The organism is Bacillus sp. S3, assembly GCF_005154805.1.
Classification (GTDB): domain Bacteria; phylum Bacillota; class Bacilli; order Bacillales; family Cytobacillaceae; genus Neobacillus.
Map to the genome: position 1 here is coordinate 1,230,939 of NZ_CP039727.1, position 23,863 is coordinate 1,254,801.

28 protein-coding genes are annotated in these 23,863 nt (G+C 40.9%); 24 read left to right on the plus strand and 4 right to left on the minus strand.

Translation table 11 applies throughout. The annotated features are described in order from the left end of the window. Window positions 1-133 precede the first annotated feature (133 nt). From FAY30_RS05790 to FAY30_RS05840, 11 genes are all read left to right on the plus strand, one after another. Window positions 134-1,216, plus strand: a complete 1,083-nt coding sequence (locus FAY30_RS05790) for a respiratory nitrate reductase subunit gamma (protein ID WP_149868989.1) — start codon at window positions 134-136, stop codon at window positions 1,214-1,216. After that, window positions 1,203-3,371: a molybdopterin oxidoreductase family protein gene (locus FAY30_RS05795; protein ID WP_149868990.1), complete on the plus strand. Its 2,169-nt coding sequence runs from the start codon at window positions 1,203-1,205 to the stop codon at window positions 3,369-3,371. Before FAY30_RS05790 ends, FAY30_RS05795 begins: the two co-directional genes overlap by 14 nt. Then, window positions 3,372-3,932: a 4Fe-4S dicluster domain-containing protein gene (locus FAY30_RS05800; protein WP_007086371.1), complete on the plus strand. Its 561-nt coding sequence runs from the start codon at window positions 3,372-3,374 to the stop codon at window positions 3,930-3,932. It begins immediately after the preceding gene. Window positions 3,933-3,943: 11 nt separating this feature from the next. After that, complete coding sequence (locus FAY30_RS05805) at window positions 3,944-4,468, plus strand: QcrA and Rieske domain-containing protein (RefSeq protein ID WP_149868991.1); 525 nt, start codon at window positions 3,944-3,946, stop codon at window positions 4,466-4,468. Beyond that, window positions 4,458-4,649, plus strand: a complete 192-nt coding sequence (locus FAY30_RS05810; protein ID WP_149868992.1) for a hypothetical protein — start codon at window positions 4,458-4,460, stop codon at window positions 4,647-4,649. Before FAY30_RS05805 ends, FAY30_RS05810 begins: the two co-directional genes overlap by 11 nt. Further along, window positions 4,642-4,953: a hypothetical protein gene (locus FAY30_RS05815; protein ID WP_149868993.1), complete on the plus strand. Its 312-nt coding sequence runs from the start codon at window positions 4,642-4,644 to the stop codon at window positions 4,951-4,953. The genes FAY30_RS05810 and FAY30_RS05815 overlap by 8 nt, the downstream gene beginning before the upstream one ends. Continuing rightward, a complete protein-coding gene (locus FAY30_RS05820; protein ID WP_149868994.1) occupies window positions 4,940-5,212 on the plus strand; it encodes a hypothetical protein in 273 nt (90 codons plus the stop codon). Before FAY30_RS05815 ends, FAY30_RS05820 begins: the two co-directional genes overlap by 14 nt. A gap of 111 nt (window positions 5,213-5,323) precedes the next feature. Then, window positions 5,324-5,977, plus strand: a complete 654-nt coding sequence (locus FAY30_RS05825) for a sensor histidine kinase (RefSeq protein ID WP_149868995.1) — start codon at window positions 5,324-5,326, stop codon at window positions 5,975-5,977. Between the two features lie 20 nt (window positions 5,978-5,997). Continuing rightward, entirely contained in the window at window positions 5,998-6,651 is a 654-nt protein-coding gene (locus FAY30_RS05830) for a response regulator (protein WP_149868996.1), read from the plus strand. Window positions 6,652-6,666: 15 nt separating this feature from the next. Then, window positions 6,667-7,116 (plus strand): GAF domain-containing protein, encoded by a 450-nt coding sequence (locus tag FAY30_RS05835; protein ID WP_149868997.1) that lies wholly within the window; start codon window positions 6,667-6,669, stop codon window positions 7,114-7,116. Window positions 7,117-7,130: 14 nt separating this feature from the next. Then, complete coding sequence (locus FAY30_RS05840; RefSeq protein WP_223820910.1) at window positions 7,131-8,150, plus strand: PAS domain-containing sensor histidine kinase; 1,020 nt, start codon at window positions 7,131-7,133, stop codon at window positions 8,148-8,150. Window positions 8,151-8,196: 46 nt separating this feature from the next. Here the strand turns inward: FAY30_RS05840 and FAY30_RS05845 are convergent, their stop codons facing one another. Then, a complete protein-coding gene (locus tag FAY30_RS05845; RefSeq protein WP_149868998.1) occupies window positions 8,197-9,852 on the minus strand; it encodes a glutamine--tRNA ligase/YqeY domain fusion protein in 1,656 nt (551 codons plus the stop codon). A gap of 185 nt (window positions 9,853-10,037) precedes the next feature. Between FAY30_RS05845 and FAY30_RS05850 the strand changes: the two genes are divergently transcribed. From FAY30_RS05850 to kynB, 5 genes are all read left to right on the plus strand, one after another. After that, a complete protein-coding gene (locus tag FAY30_RS05850; RefSeq protein ID WP_149868999.1) occupies window positions 10,038-11,024 on the plus strand; it encodes a Gfo/Idh/MocA family protein in 987 nt (328 codons plus the stop codon). A 252-nt stretch (window positions 11,025-11,276) separates the two neighbouring features. Next, window positions 11,277-12,293: a 4Fe-4S binding protein gene (locus tag FAY30_RS05855; protein ID WP_149869000.1), complete on the plus strand. Its 1,017-nt coding sequence runs from the start codon at window positions 11,277-11,279 to the stop codon at window positions 12,291-12,293. A 158-nt stretch (window positions 12,294-12,451) separates the two neighbouring features. Beyond that, window positions 12,452-12,808 (plus strand): SCP2 sterol-binding domain-containing protein, encoded by a 357-nt coding sequence (locus FAY30_RS05860; protein ID WP_223820982.1) that lies wholly within the window; start codon window positions 12,452-12,454, stop codon window positions 12,806-12,808. A 143-nt stretch (window positions 12,809-12,951) separates the two neighbouring features. Next, window positions 12,952-14,709, plus strand: coding sequence for a WG repeat-containing protein (locus tag FAY30_RS05865; RefSeq protein WP_149869002.1), 1,758 nt, complete (start codon window positions 12,952-12,954; stop codon window positions 14,707-14,709). Window positions 14,710-14,827: 118 nt separating this feature from the next. Then, a complete protein-coding gene (gene kynB, locus FAY30_RS05870; protein WP_149869003.1) occupies window positions 14,828-15,448 on the plus strand; it encodes an arylformamidase in 621 nt (206 codons plus the stop codon). A gap of 54 nt (window positions 15,449-15,502) precedes the next feature. Here kynB and FAY30_RS05875 read toward each other — a convergent pair whose 3' ends face one another. Then, window positions 15,503-15,757: a hypothetical protein gene (locus tag FAY30_RS05875; RefSeq protein WP_149869004.1), complete on the minus strand. Its 255-nt coding sequence runs from the start codon at window positions 15,755-15,757 to the stop codon at window positions 15,503-15,505. Window positions 15,758-16,019: 262 nt separating this feature from the next. Here FAY30_RS05875 and FAY30_RS05880 point away from each other — a divergent pair, with 262 nt between their 5' ends. Continuing rightward, window positions 16,020-16,268: an amino acid decarboxylase gene (locus FAY30_RS05880; RefSeq protein WP_149869005.1), complete on the plus strand. Its 249-nt coding sequence runs from the start codon at window positions 16,020-16,022 to the stop codon at window positions 16,266-16,268. Here FAY30_RS05880 and FAY30_RS05885 read toward each other — a convergent pair. Then, complete coding sequence (locus tag FAY30_RS05885; protein ID WP_149869006.1) at window positions 16,265-16,969, minus strand: Crp/Fnr family transcriptional regulator; 705 nt, start codon at window positions 16,967-16,969, stop codon at window positions 16,265-16,267. The two genes, FAY30_RS05880 and FAY30_RS05885, sit on opposite strands and share 4 nt — an antisense overlap. A gap of 161 nt (window positions 16,970-17,130) precedes the next feature. Here FAY30_RS05885 and FAY30_RS05890 point away from each other — a divergent pair, with 161 nt between their 5' ends. From FAY30_RS05890 to FAY30_RS27775, 7 genes are all read left to right on the plus strand, one after another. Then, the gene (locus FAY30_RS05890) at window positions 17,131-17,628 is read left to right on the plus strand and encodes a flavodoxin (protein WP_149869007.1); all 498 of its coding nucleotides are present in this window, start codon (window positions 17,131-17,133) and stop codon (window positions 17,626-17,628) included. Further along, window positions 17,600-17,809, plus strand: coding sequence for a heavy-metal-associated domain-containing protein (locus FAY30_RS05895; protein ID WP_149869008.1), 210 nt, complete (start codon window positions 17,600-17,602; stop codon window positions 17,807-17,809). The genes FAY30_RS05890 and FAY30_RS05895 overlap by 29 nt, the downstream gene beginning before the upstream one ends. A 141-nt stretch (window positions 17,810-17,950) precedes the next feature. Beyond that, window positions 17,951-18,799 carry an MBL fold metallo-hydrolase gene (locus tag FAY30_RS05900; RefSeq protein WP_149869009.1) on the plus strand — a complete coding sequence of 283 codons (849 nt, stop codon included), beginning with the start codon at window positions 17,951-17,953 and terminating at the stop codon, window positions 18,797-18,799. Between the two features lie 125 nt (window positions 18,800-18,924). After that, on the plus strand, window positions 18,925-19,224 hold the full coding sequence (locus FAY30_RS05905; RefSeq protein WP_149869010.1) for a DUF5658 family protein: 300 nt from the start codon (window positions 18,925-18,927) through the stop codon (window positions 19,222-19,224). Window positions 19,225-19,315: 91 nt separating this feature from the next. After that, window positions 19,316-20,461 (plus strand): DEAD/DEAH box helicase, encoded by a 1,146-nt coding sequence (locus tag FAY30_RS05910; protein WP_149869011.1) that lies wholly within the window; start codon window positions 19,316-19,318, stop codon window positions 20,459-20,461. A 100-nt stretch (window positions 20,462-20,561) separates the two neighbouring features. Then, window positions 20,562-22,028, plus strand: coding sequence for an amidase family protein (locus FAY30_RS05915; protein WP_149869012.1), 1,467 nt, complete (start codon window positions 20,562-20,564; stop codon window positions 22,026-22,028). Between the two features lie 55 nt (window positions 22,029-22,083). Continuing rightward, on the plus strand, window positions 22,084-22,218 hold the full coding sequence (locus FAY30_RS27775) for a hypothetical protein (RefSeq protein ID WP_263315294.1): 135 nt from the start codon (window positions 22,084-22,086) through the stop codon (window positions 22,216-22,218). A gap of 100 nt (window positions 22,219-22,318) precedes the next feature. Here the strand turns inward: FAY30_RS27775 and FAY30_RS05920 are convergent, their stop codons facing one another. Beyond that, entirely contained in the window at window positions 22,319-23,848 is a 1,530-nt protein-coding gene (locus FAY30_RS05920; RefSeq protein ID WP_149869013.1) for an FAD-dependent oxidoreductase, read from the minus strand. Between the last annotated feature and the right edge of the window lie 15 nt (window positions 23,849-23,863).

Below are 23,863 nucleotides of genomic sequence, written 5' to 3' on the forward strand. Positions count from 1 at the left end.
TGTCTAAAATGATTTTTCTCAGGGTTTTTTCCCCCTAGGATGGGGGAGTTCCCCTATATAGATAACACGTCTATTTTTCTTACAATAAGGGTAAGAAAAAGGAAGTGTTATTTTTTTTGAGGAGGAGCATGAAATGCAGGCCAATACTTCAATACCTAAAAAACCGGGAAGCTCAGTTAATGATGCGTTTGCATCCCATTTTGCGAAGTCAATGTTTCTAACGGTTGTCGGACTACTGATCTTAACGTTTATCGGAACAAGAATGTTTACACATGTCGATTTGAATCTATATGGATATATGGTAGGAACAATTGTGTTTATCGGCGGTTTCTTCTACCGCTTTATTGCCTGGGGCGAAAGACCGCCAACTAAACTTTTTATCAAAAAGGGCTTTAAGTTGCTTTTTAAAAAAAGCACACCTAAAACGGCTGTCAATCATTTAGCGATTTACGATTTTATCCGTAATCGTGGACTTTACCGCTGGGTTCAGCATATTTTAATTGGCTGGGGCTGCGTCCTAGCGTGCTTAGTTACTTTCCCGCTCGTATTCAGCTGGATGTATTTTACGATGGAAGACAATGGCTACTATACAATCGTGTTATTTGGAATGAACATCATGCAAGTAAAAGCCGATGGCATTATCGCATGGTTATCTTACAATGCCCTTAACATTGCTGCAATCATGGTTACAGCTGGCGTTTGCATGGCGCTTTACCGCCGCTTGAAAAATATGCAGGCTAGAGCAGAGCAAAAATTTATGTACGATTTTTTACCGCTTTACCTTTTATTATTCATTTCAATTACTGGACTTTTATTAACGTTTCAAAACGTTGTTTTACATGGCTGGATGCAGCCGCAAATGTCATTGATCCATCAATTTTCCGTAATCGTGACACTTATCTATCTGCCATTCGGAAAGCTTGCCCATATCCCTTTCCGGCCAATGAGCGTTTTTGCAAGAAACTACCGTGAACATTATGGGGAACAACATATGAAAGAATGTAAGGTGTGCGGAGAACATTTTGTATCAGTAGAACAAACCAACGATGTTATTCAAGTGTTGGGCGTCAATGAGATTGAATTCAATATGCAAGATGGCTTTAATCTCGCAGAATTATGTCTGCCGTGCCGTAGAAAATACCGGATTTCTAGATTCTCAGGATTCGCGACGCATCAAGTGAAAGTCAAGGAGGCAAACCAGAATGCAAAGGGATAAGTTTTTTAAAGAAATCGAAAATGTACGTCACCCAAATGAGACGCTTATTAAAACACACTGCAGCTACTGCGGCATGCAATGTGGGATGAATCTACGTGTGAATACAAAAACAAATAAAATTATCGGGGTAGAACCTCGTTATGACTGGCCGGTTACTGTCGGAAAAATGTGTCCCAAAGGGGTTACTGCTTACCAGCAAACAAACCATGATGATCGCTTATTAAAACCGTTAATTCGCGATGATGCCTCCCTTAAAGGGACGAAAGAAGGCTTCCGCGAAGCTTCATGGGAAGAAGCTTATGAATTAATTGCGAAAAAGTTTACTGAACTTCAAGAGAAATACGGGAAAGATACATTGTCTGTCTTCAGTGGTGTATCGATGACAAACGAAAAATGCTATTTAACAGGTAAGTTTGCACGTGTCGCACTGCAAACACGCTATATCGATTATAACGGCAGATTCTGTATGTCAAGTGCCGCAGGTGGTTTCCTTCGTTCATTCGGTGTTGACCGTGGTTCGACATTACCTTGGACAGATCTTCATGAAACAGATTGTTTATTTATTGCGGGAAGCAACACTGCCGAATGCCATCCAACTTCCATGTTCCGTGTTTGGGCAGTTCAGGAAAGAGGCGGATACTTAATCGTTGCCGATCCGCGAGAAACCCCAATAGCCAGAAGAGCAGATGTTCATTTAGATTTAAGACCAGGAACAGATCTAGCTCTTGCAAATGGCATTTTAAATCTTTTAATTCAAAACGGCTATGCCGATGAAGAATTTGTTAACAATCATACAAATGGCTTTGAAGAAACAAAAGAATTGGTGAAAGAATTCACTCCGGAATATACAAGTGAAATTACAGGAGTCGCACCTGAAAAGATCATTCGAGCTGCTGAAATTTACGGAAAAGCACCAAATGCTGTTGTGATGTTTGCCCGTGGGATTGAGCAGCAGCATAAAGGAGTCGACAACGTATCGGCTTACACAAACATGGCTTTAGTAACTGGAAAAATTGGCCGTCCAAAATCAGGGGTTGCCACTTTTACAGGACAAGGAAATGGTCAAGGTGGTCGGGAACATGGTCAGAAGTCAGACTTACTTCCAGGCTACCGTAAAATTACGAATCCTAAGCATGTTGAAGAAGTATGTCAGGTTTGGGGAATTACTCCAGAAGAAATGCCGCAGCCGGGTGTTTCAGCTTATGAAATGTTTGAATTAATGGAGCAGAAAGTGATTCGCAGTATGTACTTGCTTTGTTCGAATCCTGCTGTATCTGCACCAAACTTAAACTTTGTCCGTAAAGCTATGAAGGGCTTGGATTTCATGGTTTGTGCAGACTTCTATCTATCAGAATCAGCAGAATTTGCTGATGTTGTGCTTCCAACGGTTACTTGGTCAGAAGATGAAGGAACCGTAACAAATTTAGAAGGTCGGATTATAAAGATCAATAAAGCCCAAGAGCCACTTGGTGAATCAAAGCCTGATTGGCAGATTCAAGCGGAGCTTGCAGAATACCTTGGCAGAGGAAAGTACTTCTCCCATTTAAAAACAGCGAGAGATGTGGCGGATGAGTTCCGCTTAGCATCAAAAGGCGGTTATGCCGATTACTATGGTGCAACATGGGATAAAATCGACAAACAAGATGGTGTCTTCTGGCCTTGTAAGGATGAAAACGACGAAGGAACACCACATATGTTTTTGGATAAAAAATTCTATCATCCAGATGGAAAGGCAAAAATTTGCGCCCTTCCATACCGCCCGCCGGCAGAAGAGCCTGATGCGGAGTATCCATTGCGCTTAACAACCGGACGTGTCGTTTATCATTATTTATCGGGGAACCAAACTCGCCGGATTCAATTTTTACGTGACATGTGCCCAGAGCCATATGTGGAAGTACATCCTGAAACAGCGGCGAAATACAATATTGAACATGAAGAATATGTCCGCCTTTATACACGCAGAGGCGAAGCGGAATATAAAGTGAAAATTACTGAAGCCATCCGGAAAGATACTGTATTTGTGCCATACCATTTTGGTCATGACAAATCTATTAATCTCTTAACGATTGCCGCACTTGACCCAATGTCACGGATGCCGGAATTTAAGGCGTGTGCCGCGCAGATTGAAAAATTAGAAATGAAGAAGGTGCAGTAAATGAAAAAGAGGCTTTATTTAGAACTTGAAAACTGTATAGGATGCCGCTCTTGTTTGGCGGCTTGTACACAGTGCGGAGGGCATGAGGAACGTAACCGTAACTATGTTTACGATGTTAACCCGCTTGTTAACCGTCAAACGATGCCTCTTATGTGCCTTCACTGCGTGAACCCGGCCTGTGCACGAAGCTGCCCTGCTCAGGCCATCCAAATTCATGAAACAGGTGCTGTCCTTTCAGCACTTGTCGAGAAGTGTATTGGCTGTCAAAACTGTACGATTGCCTGCCCGTATGGTATACCGAAGTTTGATACAGAGCAGAATCTAATGTATAAGTGTGATTTGTGCATCGACCGTACAAAGGACGGCATTCCGCCAATGTGTGCAAGTGTATGTCCATCAAACACACTCCAATGGTTAACGGATGAAGAAATAGAAGCAAAACAAAAGCAATTTAATTTAGATAATGGTAAATGGGTAACAAGCATGCCTTACTTAGAAGGCGAAACTAACGTTAAAGTGAACCTCCCTGGTATTCTTCAGGGCGTCACTAAACTGTTTTAGGAGGGATTAGGATGTCAGATAAAAATAATAAAATCCCGTTCAATGAAGATAACTATACACATAATATAAATCGCAACAATGAAAGAAAATTAGACCGCCGAGGATTCATGAAAACACTTGTTGGTGCAGCGGGTGTGTTCGCGGTATCCTCCCTTCCATGGGGAGTGCTGGCGGCAAAAGAATTAAATGGCCTTGGGGATAAAAAATATCCGAAGCAGAAAATTACTGATGTTAGTTCATTGCCGATTGGGGATGCGGTTGATTTCGCTTTCCCTGGAGAGCATGACAGCGCAATATTAATTCGCCTTTCCGAGGAAAAATACGTGGCCTATCAAAATGCATGTACCCATCTTCGCTGCCCAGTATTTTGGAAAAAGGACGAACAAGAAATGCTTTGCCCTTGTCATCACGGGAAATTTGATGTCGAAACAGGTGCGCCTACCGCAGGGCCTCCAAGACGTCCGCTGCCTGAAATTCATGTAAAGGTAGAAAACGGTGCGGTTTATGCCGTGGGGGTGAAACGTTATGAAGCGTAGTTACCTTCCTGTTGCACTCCTTCTAGCTGTTTTGATGTTAAACATTATTTTTACACAATATATGGTTCATCAATACTTTTATGAAAATTACACAAACACCATCATTGCTGCAGTCGTGAATGTGATTTTATTTCCAGTGGCCTTCCTTATTTATAAAAAAGGTGTGAATGTCAATGACTAGTGAAACCTATATTGATTTTTGTTTTGTAAGACCGGAATCAGGCGGTTTTGCAGCTGAAATTGATGAATTATTGAAAGATACCTTTGAAAAAAAACGGCTGAATTGGTTTTTAGAAGAAAAAACAATGGATGGTGCCGAGATGGTTGTAGCTGAAATAAAGGGAATGAGTGATTGGGGCTCAGAAGAAGAAACGATTAAGTTTATCGAGGAACATGCAGGTGAGAAGTTTTGGGAGTATCTGCAGGGATATAAAATGTTCATCTATCCTGCTAAGAGAGGATGTAACAGCTGTGGAACCCATTAAATTAGAGGATGTAAAGCGCTTTGCCGGTGAATCTGTGGAGATTATCATCCATGACGAAGAGGGTGGCGACCAGGCACCTGCTGTGAAGAAAACGGTGAAGAAGGTTCAATATTGCCCGGATGAAACACATATCCGATTTTACTTTGACGATTTTTATTTTCTCGCTGTGCCGCTTGCAAGTCGTGTAACAGAGACGGAAGATCAATGGTCAGCAACAGACCCCGAAAGTGGATTAACATATACAGTAAAAAAAGCGTAAGTGCCCGTTTAGTGAAGTCTACTAGCCGCTGGGCGCTGGAACTAGACACTAAAAAAGGTTCAGGTCTTTTAATTAAGAACCTGGCTTTTTTTTAAATAAGGTGGTGTAAAATTGGAGAATTTACATGCAAAGCAGCAGATTAGCTCCTATATCATTCATTCTCAAGAAGAGGAAATAAAACGAATTGCATTAGAACTGCACGAAGGTGTCGGCCAAAATCTGTACAGTATTTTAACAGGCTTGCAGTTTGTTGAATCAACAGCCAAAGAACCTCACATGAAAAATTATGTACGCGAAATGGAAATGCTGATTGAAAAGACGATTCAGGAAATAAGGCTGCTTTCAGTTGAACTGCATCCACCTTCCTTAACAACTCTCGGTTTACTTCCCGCAATGAAAAGCTATATTAAACTATATACTTCGACATTTGGCATATTAGTCGATTTGGAGTCGACGGGTGAGGAAAAAACGATTCCTGAAAGAAATAGAATCGCTATTTTCCGTGTCTGCCAGGAGGCACTTACAAATATTGCGAAATATGCGGATACATCTAATGTAAAAATGAATTTTGTCTGGAACATTCATGATTTAAAGATATCAATACACGATTTCGGTAGAGGATTTCAGCTTTTGGAACAGGAAGACGCTTATCATTCACCGGGTCTTGCAGCCATGAAAGAAAGAATGCTTCTAACTGGCGGACACTGCACCATATCATCTAAAATAGGGGAAGGTACATCTATTGAACTATCTCTGCCGATATAGAATTAAAGGAGAGTAAAGAATTGATAAAAATCCTATTGGTTGATGACCATGCTGTTGTTAGAAGCGGCTTAAGAATGCTCCTTCAAACTAATCCCGAAATGGAAGTTGTCGGGGAGGCCTCTGAAGGAAATGAAGGAATTAAAAAAGCTGTAAAGCTCGAACCGGATGTTGTGGTTATGGACTTGAGCATGCCGCATGGAAAAGATGGTCTGTCGGCAACGACAGAATTGAAGAAGTTAAAACCTAAAATAAATATATTAATACTTACGATGCATGATGATGAGGAATACTTATTCCGTGCCATTCAAGGCGGAGCATCAGGCTGTATTTTAAAAAGTGCACCGCATGATGAATTAATGGCGGCGATCGAGTCCGTTGCTGCTGGCGATGCCTATCTTCATCCATCAGCACAGAAAAGGTTAATGGAAGAATATTTGGGCAGCCTTAAACAAGATGGCAGTGATACCTATAATCTTTTATCCGATCGTGAAAAAGAGGTTTTAACATTAATAGCGAAAGGTTATTCCAACAAGGAAATAGCGGAGCAGCTAGTGATTAGTGTGAAAACGGTTGAAACTCATAAAGGAAACCTGATGGAAAAACTGCAAATGAAAACCCGGCCTGAGTTAGTGGAATATGCCGTTAAAAAGGGGTTATTAGGTTATGGTATTTAAGGAGAATTGCCTCTGATGAAAGAAATAAAGGATTTGGAAGCAGTTACGGACTTATGTAATAAATTGATGACTGAAGTGAATAGCGATTTTGTCGCTCTTGCATTCCAAAATGAATCTGGACCTGACGTCAGGTGGCTTTATGCAGCGGGCAATTTAAATGATAAGTACCAACGAATAACGGTCCGTTTCGGAAAAGGAATTGCCGGGAAAGTGATTTCAAGTGGCAGCCCGATGATGATGACAAACTTTCCACAGGATATTTTAGGAAAAGTGACCGATTATCCTATCGCACTTGCTGAAAAACTGGTGTCCTCTTATGCGGTTCCTTTATTTTTTCATTCTGTTCCTAAAGGAGTATTGCTCGTGGGAAAACGAGAGAGCTATTCTTTTAATGAAGCGGAGCAGGATCAGGTAAAGGAAGCTGCGCTATCCTTGGAGCAATTTTTAAAAGAGCACGTTTTGTGATGCGGAGGATGGAAATGGATAGAGAAATTCAGCAAACAAAAAATGAACTGATAGATTATAAATTTGCCCTTGATGCATCTTCGATTGTTGCGATCACTGATTCAAGGGGTATGATTACATATGTGAATGATCAATTTTGCCATATTTCCAAGTATTCACGGGAAGAACTTTTGGGTCAGGACCATCGAATTATCAATTCCGGTTATCATTCTCGGAACTTTTTTAAACAGATGTGGCAAACGATTGGGACGGGGAAGGTTTGGAAAGGTGAAATTTGCAATTTAGCAAAAGATGGAACTTATTATTGGGTTGATACAACGATTGTTCCATTCTTAAACGAACAGAGTAAGCCATATCAATATGTAGCGATTCGCTACGAAATTACAGAGCGAAAGCGTGTAGAACAGGAATTACAGAAAATGATGACAACCATCATTGATGTACAGGAAGAGGAAAGAAAGCGCTTGTCACGAAATTTACATGATGGAATTGGGCAAAATCTTTATAGCCACCTTATAACCATCAACCGGCTCCATTCTCAAATGGATCATCCATTGCTAGACCAGATGCAAATGGAAGCAACCCAATTAATTGAGGAAATCCGCGAAATTTCCTGGGAACTGCGGCCGTCTGTTTTAGATGACCTTGGTTTAGTACCAGCCATCCGTTCCTATTTATCCCGTTATTCAGACCATTACCATATCGATGTTTATTTTGATTGCGTTTTGAACCGGCGCCTAGATATCAGTATAGAACTGACAATTTACCGAATTATTCAGGAGGCGTTGACCAATATTCGTAAATATGCGGAAGTTTCGGACGCCACCGTGATTATTAGAGAGCTGGATGATGTGGTACGGGTAATGATTGAAGACAAGGGGAAGGGGTTTAACATGGATGAGCGTTCGTCTGGAGTCGGTCTATTCAGCATGGATGAAAGAGCTCGCTCTGTTGGCGGTGAACTTACCATTAACGCTGTACCAGGGAAGGGAACCAAAATCATCTTGGAAGTACCCATTTCTACACAACAGTAAAAGAGGATGTCTTAATGGACATCCTCTTTCTACGTTAACATTGTTCTTATAGTTTAAAGGAGCTTTTTAATGAAACAATCCGGTTAAACACTAGTTTGTCCACTGTTGTATCCTTAGGATCGACGTTGAAGTAGCCGTGTCTAAAGAATTGGAACTTTTCCTGTGGTCTGCTTTCTCTCATGTTTGGTTCAACAAAGCCCTGCAGTACTTCCAATGAGTTTGGATTGACATGATCAAGGAATGTTTTTCCCTCGTCAGCATCTTCTTCCGTTTCGTCCAAAATTAACGGTTCATATAAACGGAATTCAGCAGGAACGGCATGGGTTACTTCTACCCAATGAATGGTTCCTTTTACTTTTCGGCCAGTAAAGCCGGTGCCGGATTTTGTTTCTGGATCATAGCTGCAGCGCAGTTCTACTACCTCGCCGTTTGCATCCTTAATGATTTCTTCACATTTAATGAAATAGGCATTCTTCAAGCGAACCTCATTACCTGGGAACAAGCGGAAATATTTTTTTGGCGGATCTTCCATGAAATCATCTTTTTCGATATAAACCTCACGGGAAAATGGGATTTTACGCATGCCCATTTCTGGATTCTCCGGATTGATTTCGGCATCGAGCAATTCAATTTGACCTTCCGGGTAATTCGTAATGACTACCTTTAATGGGTTAATCACACCCATTGTCCGTGGTGCCTTTAATTTCAAATCCTCGCGGACAAAGTGTTCAAGCATTTGTGAATCAACCGTACTATTATTTTTCGTAACAGCGGTTTCGCTTACAAAGGCACGGATGGACTCAGGGGTAAACCCTTTTCTTCTCATTCCGGAGACGGTTGGCATCCTCGGGTCATCCCAGCCATCCACAAAGCCTTCGTCTACCAATTGTTTAAGCTTCCGTTTACTCATCACGGTATTGGAGACGTTTAAACGGCCAAATTCAATTTGCTGTGGTGTGTTCGCCATTTCGCACTTTTCGACAACCCAATTATAAAGCGGGCGTTGATCCTCAAATTCGATCGTACAAATCGAATGGGTAACACCTTCAATCGCATCTTCTAATGGGTGTGCGAAAGCATACATCGGATAAATGCACCATTTGTCCCCCGTGTTATGATGTGATGTATGGGAAATCCGATAAATAACCGGGTCGCGCAAATTGATATTTGGTGAGCTCATATCAATTTTGGCTCTCAGAACTTTCTGGCCATTGTCGAATTCACCAGCGCGCATCCGTTTAAATAAATCCAGGTTTTCCTCAATGGAACGCTCGCGGTATGGACTGTTCTTTCCAGGTTCCGTCAGTGTGCCGCGATATTCGCGGATTTCATCAGCAGACAGATCATCAACATATGCCAGTCCTTTTTCAATTAATAGAATGGCTCTATTGTACATTTCCTCGAAATAATTGGAGGCAAAATATAAATTATCCCATTCAAAACCAAGCCATTTTACGTCTTCCTTGATGGAATTTACATATTCGATATCTTCCTTTGAAGGGTTGGTATCGTCAAACCGCAAATTCGTTTTCCCATTAAACTCATCTGCTAATCCGAAGTTTAGAATGATTGATTTTGCATGTCCTATATGTAAATACCCGTTTGGTTCTGGAGGAAAACGAGTGACGATTTCTTGGTGCTTACCTGATTCTAAATCTTTTATGATAATATCTTTAATAAAATTACCTGTTTGATTTTCCACCCTTTTCAACCTCTTTCTTCAAATCTCTATTATCTATAAATACCACAAAACCTGATATTTTTCCATTGTTCCCTAGAATTCAGCAGAAAAACAGGCTAAGATAGAAAAAATTTCAATTTAAATTGGTCAGGATGGCAGAAAAAAGCTAAAATGGGATTTATAAAAAGTGTAAGGGGGAAAGTATTATGCTAAATTTTGCTACAGTTGGAACAGGGTGGATTACTGAATCCTTTATAAAGGCGGCAAGCCTAAGCGAACGACTTCGTTTAGTTGGCGTTTATTCACGGACAGAGGAGAAGGCGAAGAAACTTGCCGATCAATTTAAAGCACCGTACTATTATACGAATGTGGAAGAAATGGCGAAAAGCGAAGAGTTTCAGGCTGTTTATATCGCTTCCCCTAATTCCCTCCATTTTGAACAAGCATTAACCTTTTTGAAAAATAAAAAACATGTCATCTGTGAAAAACCAATTTTTTCAAATACGGCTGAATTGCAAGAGGCATACCAAACAGCTGAAGAAAATGGAGTATATTTATTCGAAGCCATTCGCAATATTCATACACCTAATTTTAAAATTTTAAAGGAACAGCTTCATTTAGCTGGAAAGCTGAGAAGTGCGATACTTCCTTATATTCAATATTCCTCCCGATATGATTTATTTTTGCAAGGGGAGGTGCCAAATATTTTCTCTGCGAAATACTCAGGTGGAGCGCTCGTTGATTTAGGCGTGTATCCGCTGTATGTAGCAGTAGGTTTGTTTGGTGAGCCAAAGAAAGTTACCTATCATCCGGTGTTGTTAAGCAGCGGTGTGGATGGAAGCGGCACGCTTGTATTGGAGTATGAGGAATTCGTTTGTACCATTCTATGTTCAAAGATCTCCCATTCCGAACTTCCATGTGAAATCCACGGAGAAGCGGGGACATTTGTCCTTGAAGATGCAGCGCCAATTTCCGAGATCACCTTTATTGACAGCCATAAAAAGGAAAGGAAACGATTAGGTACCGCACAGGAAGAACAAGACATGGTATACGAGTGTATCAATATTGCCCAAATAATTGAAACGAACGATGATCAAGAATATAAACAGCTAAAGGGCTGGAGTGAAATAGTTCTGCGAATTACAGAAGAAGCCAGGAAGCAAAATAACATCGTTTTTGACGTAGAGAAATAAGAGAATGCCAGTGGAATTAATAATCCACTGGCATTTGCTATTTTGAAGCCTTCTTTCATTCATTATCTTCCAAGGGTAGCAAGTGGTGTAAACTGCTTACGTAGTTAATTTACCAAAAATAAAATTTTTTTTGACAGAATTAAGTTGCTAATGTGACATCTTTTTGAAATGAACGGTTTCGATGATTTATATCACATACCCTGTTTTTTCCGTTAATTATAGTTAAGGTAACGAAAGAATGGAGGAAACGGTATGAAGTCAAAAGCATGGTATCGAAAACAGTTGAAACGTAAGCCCGTACAAATTACAAGATATATCGTCCAGGCTGTGTTTCTGTTGTTTTTACTATATGTGGGCCTGCAGTTTTATCAGTTTTATCAGCATTTTGTAACCGATGGAAGAACCCCCTTTGTCGAACGGCCATCCGCTGTTGAGGGGTTTTTGCCAATCAGTGCCTTGGTTGCTTTGAAGGTTTGGCTGACAAGTGGAGATTTTGATGTGATTCATCCAGCAGGGCTTGTGCTGCTCTCATTTTTTGTTGGGGCCGGAATTCTTTTTCGTAAATCCTTTTGCAGTTGGATTTGCCCTGTTGGAACGGCAAACGAACTAATTGCCTGGCTTGGCAGGAAGTTGTTTAAAAGAAACTTTGACATGCCCCACTGGCTTGTTTGGTTTTTAACACCGATCAAATATGTCTTACTTTTATTCTTTATCGCAATGGTTCTTCAAATGGATATCTTTAGTGCAAAAAGCTTTCTCGTGGATCCTTATAATAAAGTTTCTGACGTGAAAATGTTATTACTATTCTTAAATATTGGCGGCTTTACATTAAAGTTTATAATTGTCGTCTTTATTCTGTCATTATTCTTCAGAAATTTTTGGTGCCGCTTCTTATGCCCGTATGGTGCCTTGATTGGTCTAGGTTCTATCTTTAGAATCACCAAAATTGAGCGAAATGAAGACACCTGTACAAACTGCGAAATGTGTACAAAGGTTTGTCCGCAAAGATTGCAGGTTCATAAGCTTGAAAAGGTGAACTCACTGAATTGCTCCGCCTGCATGTCTTGTGTGGAAGCCTGTCCGGTTAAGGATACTTTGAACATGACGGTTGCGGGTAAAAAGTCCAATAAATGGTTCATTCCAGTTACCTTCTTTGTTCTGTTCTTCGTGGTAATTGGAATCGCCAAAATAACGGGTCACTGGGACACCGTTATTTCCTATCAGGAGTGGAAAGAATTGATTCCAAATGCCCGTTATATCGGTCATTAAGAATCGATCACAAAAATGCAGCCTCCAAGAAACTTATAAATTTATTTCGAAAATAGCCAAAAGTTCAAAGATAATTCATTGGATAATACTGGTATGTATTAGTATCATAGAATTATAATTGTTTACTACTTTCTAGGGAGGGATTAACCTTGGCAAAAGTGATTAATGAGTATTCATTACCTGAACTAATGGAAAGAATTGAAGAAATCTTTAATGAAAATCCGGCACCAATTAAGGGCTTTAACGGAATTGTTCAGTATGATGTTCACGGTGAAGAGACAGGGACCTACCAGCATTATTTTCAGGAGGGTAAACTGACAATTAAGGAGGGCGTGGAAACTACCCCTGATGTAACGATGGCCTTATCCTATGATAATTTCAAAAAATTCGTCTTAGGAAAACAAAGTGGTGCCGTTGCATTATTAACAGGGAAGGTAAAGGCCAAAGGTGATATTAGCAAAGGAATGAAAATAGAAACCATTCTTCGGAAATACAATATTAAGGAACCATTTTAAGCACTGCAAATAGAATACAAATCAGGCAAAGAGACAAAGCGGGGGTATCACCTGCTTTGTCTCTTTTTATTTACCTGAAATGGAAATTCACCCAGCCCAGACTTTTTCATATACATATAGAAAAGTAAAATGGGTGAGTTTTAATGGCGGAACGTGATAGTGATTGGATCTATTGGATTTTAGATGCGTTCGAAGCAAGAGCGGTTTATCTTTTCCCCGCTCCATTAAAAGAAATTGGCGGTATCAAGTGGGGATATATGAATGAGAAAGGGAAGTTTGTTCTGCCGCCAATTTATTCCATAGCCGGAGATTTTCAGGACAATGGCCTGGCTATTGTAAGACTGATGGATAAAGCGGGCATCATTGATGACACGGGTTATTTTATTGTGAAACCGAAATATGACACAATTGAACCGTTTTCAGAAGGCCGGGCAGTCGTCAATGACCAGCATGGGTTCAAGGTCATTGATGAAAGCGGTAAGGAAATTACTGAAAAAGCCTATACTGTCATTTTTCCGGAGTATAAGGAAGGGCGTTTGATAGTAGAAGAAACAGCAGACGATGGACAGTACCTGCATGGATATTTGAATAAGAGAGGGAAAGTGGTCATTCCGATTATCTATCAATCTGCCAGCGAATTTACGGAAGGGAAAGCCATTGTAAAAACAAAGAATGGACCCTATGAACTCATTGATCTTACTGGAAAGGTATTACAATCGTATCCTTTTGCTTTTGTCGATCAGTATGGTCAAGACCTGCTTGTATATAAAAAGAAGGATGATGGGAAACTTGGATATATTGATGAACATGGCAAAACCGTTATTGAACCCCGGTTCTCAAGTGCAGAGTCATTTATAGACGACAGGGCTATTGTTAGTGTGGCAGATAAAAATATCGTCCATTATGGCTTAATTGATAGAAAAGGGAATTTTATCATAAAACCCAAATATACCAGTATTCAAAATCTTGGTGATAATCGGTTTGCGATTGGAAAAGATTTGGCCCCCGAGCTGCCATGTATAAGGTCCATTTATGCTTTAGCTGATTCCGAGGGTCATATTCTAACGGGATTTATTTTTTATGAAATGAACCATTTTCAAGATGGGCTGGCGTCAGTCTCTGATGATCAGTATACCTTTTTTATTGATAAGAATGGGAAGCGGATGGAACATCTTCCGATGGTCAGCGGAAGCGGTTGGCTGAGCTTTGAGAAAACGCTAATCAAGTGTGATGTTGATCAGCGCCTACAGTATTTTAATCGAAATGGTGATTTGGTCTGGAAGCAAGAGACCACTATCCGATTAAATGATCACTTTTCTGTGGTCGAGTATAAATACAGGCCGAATAGAGAATATGTCGTCTATTATCCACAGATTCAGGGCATGACAAAGTCAGAAAATGTGAATCAGGCATTAAAGGTAATGGCGGGTGTTAAACCTGTACCAGCTCATCAGAAGTTGGTGTCGAATTATACCGGGGATTATGACATTACTTTATACAAGAAAAACTTGCTCGTGATTGAAATTACAGGCTACGACTACACATTTTGTGCGGCCCATGGGATGCCTGTTAAAAAATATGCTCATATTAATCTTTTGAATGGATCAATGTATCAGCTAAAGGATCTGTTTAAACCCGGAAGCCCCTACGTAAAGGTGATAAGTGATAGTATACGGGATCAAATGAAAAGTAATGACGAATTTTCTTATCTTTTTCCTGATGAGTACCACGGAATTAAGGCAGATCAATTGTTTTTTATTAGTGAGAGCGGCCTTAATATTTATTTTAATCCCTATGAAATTGCCGCTTTTGCGGCAGGATTCCCAACCTTTACAATCTCTTTTGATGAACTAAAAGAAATCATTGATCGAAGTGGTGAATTTTGGCAATCTTTTCACTGACATGGCAGGAGTCTGGGCTGTGCCATTTTTTCTTTCAAAATTTCCCGAAATAATAGAAAGGGACTGGGCAATATGAAATAATGAGGGAATAGCAATTAGAGGATTGGAGTGGATCAGGATGAGGATTTTTGATGTTTCAAGGAGGATGGAAAACGGCATGCCGGTCTGGCCGGGAGATACTGCTTTTCAGTACGAGATATCGTGGCCAATGGAGGAAAGTGAATCTGTAAATGTCGGCAGTCTAACATTAAGTACGCACACGGGAACACATGTGGACGCCCCTTTTCATTTCGATCAAGACGGCAAACGAATCATTGAACTGGATTTAAGCCTTTATATTGGCCCTGCTAGAGTAATAGATATGATTGGAAAAGAAAGTATTGGTCCCGCTGATTTGAACGATATTGACTTGGCTGGCTGTAAAAGAGTGTTATTTCGGACGTTGGCATGGGTAAATCCAAGCAAGTTTCCCGAGAAAATCCCACATATTGAACCGGACCTTGCTCCGTTTTTAGCTAGTAAGGGAGTTAAACTGGTGGGATTGGATGTCCCTTCCGTGGACCCAATCGACAGCAAAGAGCTGCCGGCCCATCACAGCTTGAATAAAAACGGAATACACATACTAGAGTCACTCACACTAGACAACATCAAACCCGGCGACTACGAACTAATCGCCCTCCCCCTGCCCCTCGTCGAAGGAGACGGCAGCCCCGTCCGAGCCATCTTAAGACAGTGGTAAGATGAAAAAAGGTGCCTGACACCATATTCTACTATTACCGTAGTGAAAAGGGTGTCAGGCGCCATGTTTGCGTCTGTATATGAGCCAGTAGCTGCCACAGCCGGCGACGAATAATAGGCCGACGGATACTGGGACAACGTAGTCCTTGAATGAAGGGTCAGTTATCTTGGTCTTTTTCGTATCATGGAACGTTTCCGCTTGCACGGTCTCGTTTTTTTGAATAGATTTTTCTGGCTGTGTAGTGGCAAATACATTTGTTCCATATAGAAAAAACAACAGCGAAGCGACAATAGAAATCTTATTAAACATTATTTTCAACTCCGTTATATTGTTATCTTGCTGTTGTTCATTTTATCACCATTGATACAAGGGTGGTTTGATTTGCCTAAAATGTTCACAAACCTTTCAAAATTATAGTTAAGCCTCATTTCCGTACAAATCCAGTATTCCCAGAGATTCGAGCCGCTTTTTTGTTGTTTATTCCTAAACTTCGTCATTGATATAAATCAATTTCACCTGAGGAATAGGATGCTAAACTTAAAGCAAACCATAACGAAGGAGTGCGGAACTGATGTTTGAAATTATCGATAAAAAAGCTGTGATGGATATCCGGGAACGGGTTGCAAAGGGAGAGCACCCACGCAGAGAAATATTAAACTTTATTAAAGCAGCACCAGTGGGTACAATTTTCGAAATTCATTTGCCACATCGAGGTGAGCCATTAATTGCTAATTTGCAATCATTTGGCATGAACGTAATAGTCAATGAAATCGAACCGATGCATTTTCGGCTTATGGCTGTAAAATTGGAACAGTTTTAATCCATTTCAGCCATCTCTTTTAGCCGGTCCAGCTCTAGAATCTGTATTTGTCTACGTCCATCCATAGCAATTAGCTTTTGTGACATAAACGCTAACAGCTTCCTGCTTACCGATTCTGGAGTTGTTCCGATAAAACTGGCCAAATCCTTCTTTGTGATTGGCAGAGTAAAAGCCCCGGTACGAGCCTTCATTTTATCATGAAAAAGAATAAGTGCCCTTGCCAGCCGTTGTTCGACCTCCATTAAACTTAAAAATCCAACTGATTCATCGGCTTCATAGAGACGGTCATTAACTGCCAGTAAAAATCGGTAGGATAAATCCGCATTCTTCTCCATCGTCTTCAGAAAATCCTCTTTCTCGATATAACAAATAACTGTAGGGCTTCCAATGGCTTCAGCATTTACATAATGTTTTTCATTTCGAAGTAAGGAAAATAATCCAAAGAAATCCCCCGGAAACAGCAAACGGACAATTTGTTCTTTCCCTTCGGCTGATGTTTTCGTTAATTTCATCAAACCTTCCTTTACAACAAATAATGTTTCGGAACACTCACCTTCACGAAATATAAATTCCCCTTTTGAAAAACGACGGCTTCTTGTGACTTTTTGTAATAATTGCAGGTCTTCCTTATCCATCCCTTTAAAAACGGGAACAGATGTGATGCATGAGGATTCATGCGAGCAACAATGTTCACAGCCCATTTTTCCACAACTCCTTTCCAATATTCTCTTTTTCTTAATATTAGCGGCTTCTGAGAATGAACGTAGTGATTTTCATCAATTCCTTGCATTTCTTGATGCAGGTCAAGGTTGATGAGAATGATTTTCATTACAATAAAAGAAAAACATGAGGTGATTTCACCATGAATCCATCTTGTTTGATCGTTTATGCAAGTATGACAGGAAATACAGAGGAATTAGCTACTCTCATTTCGGAAGGTATTCAAAGTACCGGCACTACCGTCATGATCAAAGATATATTAGAAGTGGACGCAGCAGACCTAGAAAATTATGATGCAATATTGCTGGGCGCCTATACCTGGGGGGATGGAGACCTGCCAGATGAGTTTCTCGATTTCTATGATGAAATGGACCGTTTAAATTTAACAGGGAAAAGGGCGGCTGCCTTTGGCTCCTGTGACTCTTCATATGAGCATCGAGGGGGGGCGGTGGATATTTTAGCGGAAAAGCTCGCAGAACTAGGTGCAAATGTTATACATGAAGGATTAAAAATCGACCTTTCTCCCTCTGCTGCGGAAAGAGAACAATGTATAAAGTTTGGTCAATTCTTTAGCGGTAAATCATTTTTATCTAGTAAAGGAGGCAGTTTGAATGCGCATGATGGTATTGGCATTGAATAATGTAGCCTGCACTGGCTGCATCCGCAAGATAAAAAAGCAAATTCAAAGGACCCACGGTATCGAAAAGGTAAGGATTGTAACCGGAACTGGGAAAATTCAAATTAACTTTGATGAACAGATCATTCAAACGGAGGACATTAACCGAAGCCTAAATAAATGGACATTACGAACATTTGATTAACAACAGTCTGCTGCTCATATAAAAGAGCAGCAGATTTTTTGTTCTTTATAAGGAACGAAATAACTGTTATGTTGTATAATTGTTTATGCAGTAATAATTTTTTCCTCCCAGTAAAACACTAAGCAAAAAGGGGGGATTTCTTTGGAAAACAAGCAGGATAGTAAATATGAGGAATCTTTTCTCCCGATGACCTCAATTGGCAATGGGATTGGTATTGCGGTTTTGCCGGATGTTTATTGTTATACGGACCAAATTGTCAATCTTGTCGTTATAGGAAATCCGAATGTGACAAATGAATTTGTCCTGATAGACACCGGGATGCCTAAGTCAGCGGGAGAAATAAAAGAAATGATTCAAGAGCGTTTTGGCGAGGCAGCACGCCCGAAAGCGATTGTGTTAACCCACGGTCACTTCGATCATGCAGGGTCAATTGCCATGCTATTGGAGGATTGGGATGTACCCGTGTATGCCCATGAACTGGAACTGCCCTATTTAACCGGTAAGAAAGATTATCCACCAGGGGATCCAGATGTGGACAGCGGACTTGTTGCTAAGATGTCTCCGATATTTCCAAACCATGGGATAGATATTAGTGCCCATGTACAAAAGCTCCCGGAGGATGGGACGGTTCCGGCAATGCCGGACTGGAAATGGATATACACCCCAGGCCATACCCCAGGTCATATCTCCTTATTCCGAGAACAGGACGGTGCGTTAATTGCCGGGGATGCCTTTGTGACCGTTAAGCAGGAGTCGCTATATAAGGTGATAACTCAAACACAGGAAATCAGCGGCCCGCCGAAGTATTACACCACTGATTGGGATGCTGCCTATGAATCGGTGAAAAAGTTAGCGGGATTAAAGCCGCAAGTAGCGGTAACCGGACATGGACTTCCTATGAGCGGTGAAGAATTAATCGAAAATCTAACCTATTTAGTGGAGCATTTCGCTGAAATCGGCCGGCCTGATAGTGGCAGGTATGTTAATTAATATTCAAAGGCTGCTTGAAAAAGCGGCCAAAAATATACTTTCGTTGTTCTCTATAAAGAAAGTATGAACAGATAAATTTATAGAAACACTTGTAATAGATAGACACTCTTTTAAGGGAGGGAGCCATGAGACTCTGTTTATTCCTGCTAGTTGCCGGTATACTCGATGCTGTCCTGACTCATTTTGGAATTGCTTCTGGATTTGTTGAAGAAGGGAACCCGATGATGAAGCTTGTCATTGAACACAGTTGGTCCTTTTTTTATTTTATTAAAATTTTCTTACCCCTTCTGCTGCTTGGTTTATTTTATCTCCGGCCTTTTAAAGGGTGGATTAAACGCCTAATCATCTCAACATGTGTCCTCTACCTCTCTGTTCTTGTGTATCATATTGTATGGATTGCCCTCTACTTTCATACTTCAGCGTGAATCCATCTAGACACCCAATCGTTATTACGATAGTATCAATACCATATTGAAAAACAAATAATAAGAAAAAGTGATAAATAAGGAGTAAAAGATGTTAACTACATTAAAACCATTTTTGCAGGAGGCATGGGAAAAATCAGGTTTCCAAACGCCTACTTCCATCCAAGATACAGCAATTCCACTGATTCTAGAAAGTAAAGATGTCATTGCCGAGTCACCAACAGGAACCGGTAAGACACTTGCTTATTTACTTCCATTATTAAACAGAATAGATGCAAATGTGCCGTCTTTACAGGCAATAGTGCTTGCCTCTTCGCAGGAGCTAGTCATGCAGGTCTATCAGGAATTTCAAAAATGGTCGGAAGGCAGCGGGATTAGGGGCACCTCGATTATTGGCGGAGCAAACTTAAAACGGCAGCTCGAAAAATTAAAAAAGCGCCCGCATGTCATTTTTGCCACACCTGGCAGATTGTTGGAGCTAATCAAGCAGAAAAAAGTTAAAATGCACGAGGTAAAAATGGTTGTTCTTGATGAGGGAGATCAGCTTCTCATTCCCGAACATTTACACACGGTACAAACCATTGTAAAGTCGACAATGAGCGATCGCCAAGTTGTCTTATTTTCTGCAACGATGAAACCAGTAACAGAAAAGCTGGCAAAGGAAATGACCAACGAACCTGAAGTTCTTCGTATTGAAAAAGATGAACTGGCTTCGTCAGGGGAAGTAGAGCACATTTATTTTTCATGTGAGCCGAGAGATAAAATTAAACTGCTTGAAAAAATTGCCCGTTTAGCCAATAGCAAATCTCTCGCCTTTATTAACGATATTGGCGAAATTCAAGTGTTTAAAGAAAAATTGCTTTTTAAAGAATTATCTATCGGGGTCCTCCATAGTGACATGAAAAAGCTGGAACGTCAGGCCGCATTAAAGTCGTTCCGTGATGGAAAAATGAAAATGCTCATTGCTACAGATATTGCAGCCCGTGGACTGGATATCCAAGGGGTTACCCATGTTGTTCAGATTGATTCTCCAAAGGACATTACACAATATGTCCATAGAGCAGGGAGAACTGGACGAATGGGGGCAAACGGTACGATTATCTCGCTTGTGACCGAACGTGAAGAACGAGAACTTAAGCGCTATTGTCGTGAGTTAACCATTCCGCTTGATAAAAGAGTGTTTTACCAGGGACAAATTGTTGCTGAAGAAGCAAGAAATCAAAAACAGAGAAGATAAAAGCGGCGGGGGTGTACTGCATCCCGCTGCTTTTTTGTCGCGGCTAAAAGGGTTTCCAGATTCTTTCTAGAATTTGTAATGGAGAAACGGAGGGAGATGGATGGAAAATCCTAAACTAAAAAGATATACCAACGAATGGCTTGAAGAGGTAACAATACGTGAAATTCAACAAAAATTGGAGAGCGGCGAGCTCTCATCTAAAGAACTGGTTTTAATGTATTTACATAGAATTTCACATTTTGATCAAAAGCTGCATTCAATCCTTGAAGTGAACCCGGATGCGCTGCAGATTGCAGAAGTGCTTGACGCGGAACGAAAAGAAACAGGGCCGCGCAGTGCATTACACGGCATCCCGATTTTACTAAAAGATAATATCGATACCCACGATAAAATGCATACGAGTGCCGGATCACTTGCGTTAAAAGATTCAATTGCCCTACATGATTCATTTGTCGCAGAACAATTACGAAAAGCAGGTGCGATTATTCTTGGAAAAACGAATATGACTGAGTGGGCAAATTTCATGACAATTGGGATGAAAAGCGGCTATAGCTCAAGGGGAGGCCAAGTTCTGAATCCCTACGGGCAAGGGAAATTTGATGTTGGCGGTTCCAGCTCAGGTTCTGGAGCGGCAATAGCTGCTAACTTTGCCGCGGCTGCAGTCGGAACGGAAACGTCTGGCTCCATACTAAATCCAGCTTGCCAGAATTCATTAGTAGGAATAAAACCAACAGTAGGTCTTATTAGTCGCAGAGGGATTATCCCAATTGCCCATACGCAGGATACAGCTGGACCAATGGCAAGAACAGTGGAGGATGCAGCCATACTGTTAAATGCCCTCTGTGGGAAAGATGAACAGGATCCGATTACCATGACAAATCCGTTTAGCGGCGATTTCGACTTTACGGCATTTATTTTAAAGGAAGGACTTAAGGGAAAAAGAATCGGAATTGCTTCCGAAGGATTTATAGAGCTGCTCAGTAAAGAAAAGCAAGTGGTTGTAACGGCAGCCCTAGAAGTACTGAAAACGTCCGGAGCCGAAGTCATTGAGCACATTGAAATCCCATCAGCTAAAGCCGAGTGGAAATATGATGTATTAACGTACGAATTTAAACCAGACTTAAATGCGTATTTAAATGGTCTCCATCCATCTGTACCGGTTAGGACATTAGCGGATCTAATCGAGTTCAATAAAAACGATAAAGACAAAATGCTTAAATACGGCCAGGCCGTTCTGCTCGAATCCGAAAAGACAAGTGGTGCCTTAACGGAAGCTGCCTATTTCGCGGCATTAGAATTCGACCTTTACCATTCGACAGAGCAAGGTATAGACTTTGTTTTGGAAAAATACGGGTTGGACGCGATTGTTTTTCCTAACGATGAAGGCTCGCATATAAGTGCCAAAGCCGGTTACCCAACAATTGCTGTTCCAGCCGGGTACACTTCTCTTGGGGAGCCGGTAGGAATTACCTTTGCCGGCACCGCCTATAGTGAGCCGCTTTTAATTCAATTAGCATATGCCTTTGAGCAAATGACAGGTCATCGCAGGACACCCATTCTGGAATAAGTTTTTTTGAATTCATCCATACTATCTATGATTTCTCAAAAAGGAGATGGTATGTGTGGGAAGAACAAAACTAGGCAATGCCAATGCCCAGCGCAACAACAATGCAAAAAAGCCAATGAAGGAAAGCTCTGAACTTGTTGAATTCACACCTGGTGAGCCTTTAAAACGAAATCGTCCGAATAGCAAATAAACAAGTAAACGCCTCCTACTAAGTATAGGAGGCGTTAGTTGTTTTTTTAAAAGATAAGAAATTTCGACTTCGAGAATTGTCCAGGGTGCTTGCGCTTTTCTTATAGCTGTTCTTCCTTCAGTAACTCCAATGCTTTTTTTGTCGGTCCTTCAATTACATCGCCAGAATAGGAATATCGCGAACCATGACATGGGCAATCCCATGATTTTTCAGCACGGTTCCACTCGCATTCACAGCCTAAATGAGTACAGGTGGTGTCAACAATATAAAGCTTGCCGTCCTTGTCCTTATAGGCGCCCGCACGTTTTCCATTGTACATGACAACAGAGCCTTCACCGTCTTGTAAATCTTCAGGTGTCTTATCTGTATATTCAAGCTTGCCCTTGATGAGATGTTTGGCAACATCTGCATTGGTTGTTACGACACTCTTTAATGCGGGGTCAGCCTGGAATCGTGATGGCGAATAAAGCTCCATATAAGGGTTTTCACGATTCATTACATAATCGGTTAACAAGTGTCCAGCAAGAATGCCGGTTGTCATTCCCCATTTTTTATAGCCAGTAGCAATTAAAACATTTTCACGGCCTTCGGTGTACTTGCCGATATAAGGGACTTTGTCTAATGTGACATTATCTTGAGCAGACCAGCGGTAATGATATTCAGATAAACCAAAAACATCCTTTGCAAACTCCTGAAGTGCCTCATAATGTTTGACCGTGTCGATACCCTGTCCCGGTTTATGGTTTTCGCCGCCGATAATTAGCAGCTTTTCCCCATTATAAGGGGTATAACGAATCGAACGGCTTGGGCTGTCGCCGCTTATATACATGCCGCCAGGATATTCCTTATCGGTTTTTATCCCGATTGCATACGATCTGTCAGCATACATTCTGGCAAAATAAAGACCAGGTTTATCATAAAAAGGAAAATGGGAGGCAATAATCACATGCTTGCACGTAACCCTATGACCAGACTTTGTCACTACTTTAGGTTCTGTATCATCGTCCTCAATGTCTGAAGCGACCGTATTTTCATAAACAGAACAGCCGGCATTTACGGCGTCCTCTAAAAGCGATTTTAAAAATTTTAGCGGGTGATACTGTGCTTGATTGTGCATGACGAGGGCAGCTTTTGCTGGGACATTAAAGGGAATAGTATCTTTTATGGCCCCGTCAATTTCAAGGTTCTTGTACGCTTCCCACTCAGTTTTAATCTTGTCGACATATTCTTCTGTCGTGGCATAAACATAGGCATCTTGCTTACTGAAATCACAGTCAATCCCTTTTTCCTTCACAGTGTTTTCGACAAATTGAATGGAATTCATATGGGATTCAAAATAAAGCCGTGCCTTGTCCCTTCCAAAATGATTGATAAATTCATCATATACAATGCCATGCTGTGCTGTTAATTTCGCAGTTGTATGCCCGGTTGTCCCGTTTAAGACACCGCCGGCTTCTAAAATAGCTACCTTTACCCCTTCTTTAGACAGTAAATAGGCAGCAGTAATCCCGGTGATGCCCGCTCCGACAATTGCTACATCTACTGATAAATCCTCGTTTAATGCGTCAAATGTGGGTAAATCAATTTCTCTCCAATAAGTTTTAGGGAATTGATTTTCAGATGAATTCATATGTACGCCTCCAGC

What these genes read in the sequence shown, in the direction of transcription:
- FAY30_RS05790 (WP_149868989.1), top strand. Translation starts at nt 134, where the DNA reads ATGCAGGCCAATACTTCAATACCTAAAAAACCGGGAAGCTCAGTTAAT.
- FAY30_RS05810 (WP_149868992.1), top strand. Translation starts at nt 4,458, where the DNA reads ATGAAGCGTAGTTACCTTCCTGTTGCACTCCTTCTAGCTGTTTTGATG.
- FAY30_RS05855 (WP_149869000.1), top strand. Translation starts at nt 11,277, where the DNA reads ATGAAGTCAAAAGCATGGTATCGAAAACAGTTGAAACGTAAGCCCGTA.
- FAY30_RS05890 (WP_149869007.1), top strand. Translation starts at nt 17,131, where the DNA reads ATGAATCCATCTTGTTTGATCGTTTATGCAAGTATGACAGGAAATACA.
- FAY30_RS05850 (WP_149868999.1), top strand. Translation starts at nt 10,038, where the DNA reads ATGCTAAATTTTGCTACAGTTGGAACAGGGTGGATTACTGAATCCTTT.
- FAY30_RS05885 (WP_149869006.1), bottom strand. Translation starts at nt 16,969, where the DNA reads ATGGGCTGTGAACATTGTTGCTCGCATGAATCCTCATGCATCACATCT.
- FAY30_RS05875 (WP_149869004.1), bottom strand. Translation starts at nt 15,757, where the DNA reads ATGTTTAATAAGATTTCTATTGTCGCTTCGCTGTTGTTTTTTCTATAT.
- FAY30_RS05840 (WP_223820910.1), top strand. Translation starts at nt 7,131, where the DNA reads ATGGATAGAGAAATTCAGCAAACAAAAAATGAACTGATAGATTATAAA.
- FAY30_RS05915 (WP_149869012.1), top strand. Translation starts at nt 20,562, where the DNA reads ATGGAAAATCCTAAACTAAAAAGATATACCAACGAATGGCTTGAAGAG.
- FAY30_RS05805 (WP_149868991.1), top strand. Translation starts at nt 3,944, where the DNA reads ATGTCAGATAAAAATAATAAAATCCCGTTCAATGAAGATAACTATACA.
- FAY30_RS05920 (WP_149869013.1), bottom strand. Translation starts at nt 23,848, where the DNA reads ATGAATTCATCTGAAAATCAATTCCCTAAAACTTATTGGAGAGAAATT.
- FAY30_RS05815 (WP_149868993.1), top strand. Translation starts at nt 4,642, where the DNA reads ATGACTAGTGAAACCTATATTGATTTTTGTTTTGTAAGACCGGAATCA.
- FAY30_RS05865 (WP_149869002.1), top strand. Translation starts at nt 12,952, where the DNA reads ATGGCGGAACGTGATAGTGATTGGATCTATTGGATTTTAGATGCGTTC.
- FAY30_RS05800 (WP_007086371.1), top strand. Translation starts at nt 3,372, where the DNA reads ATGAAAAAGAGGCTTTATTTAGAACTTGAAAACTGTATAGGATGCCGC.
- kynB (WP_149869003.1), top strand. Translation starts at nt 14,828, where the DNA reads ATGAGGATTTTTGATGTTTCAAGGAGGATGGAAAACGGCATGCCGGTC.
- FAY30_RS05910 (WP_149869011.1), top strand. Translation starts at nt 19,316, where the DNA reads ATGTTAACTACATTAAAACCATTTTTGCAGGAGGCATGGGAAAAATCA.
- FAY30_RS05905 (WP_149869010.1), top strand. Translation starts at nt 18,925, where the DNA reads ATGAGACTCTGTTTATTCCTGCTAGTTGCCGGTATACTCGATGCTGTC.
- FAY30_RS05880 (WP_149869005.1), top strand. Translation starts at nt 16,020, where the DNA reads ATGTTTGAAATTATCGATAAAAAAGCTGTGATGGATATCCGGGAACGG.
- FAY30_RS05835 (WP_149868997.1), top strand. Translation starts at nt 6,667, where the DNA reads ATGAAAGAAATAAAGGATTTGGAAGCAGTTACGGACTTATGTAATAAA.
- FAY30_RS05895 (WP_149869008.1), top strand. Translation starts at nt 17,600, where the DNA reads ATGCGCATGATGGTATTGGCATTGAATAATGTAGCCTGCACTGGCTGC.
- FAY30_RS05795 (WP_149868990.1), top strand. Translation starts at nt 1,203, where the DNA reads ATGCAAAGGGATAAGTTTTTTAAAGAAATCGAAAATGTACGTCACCCA.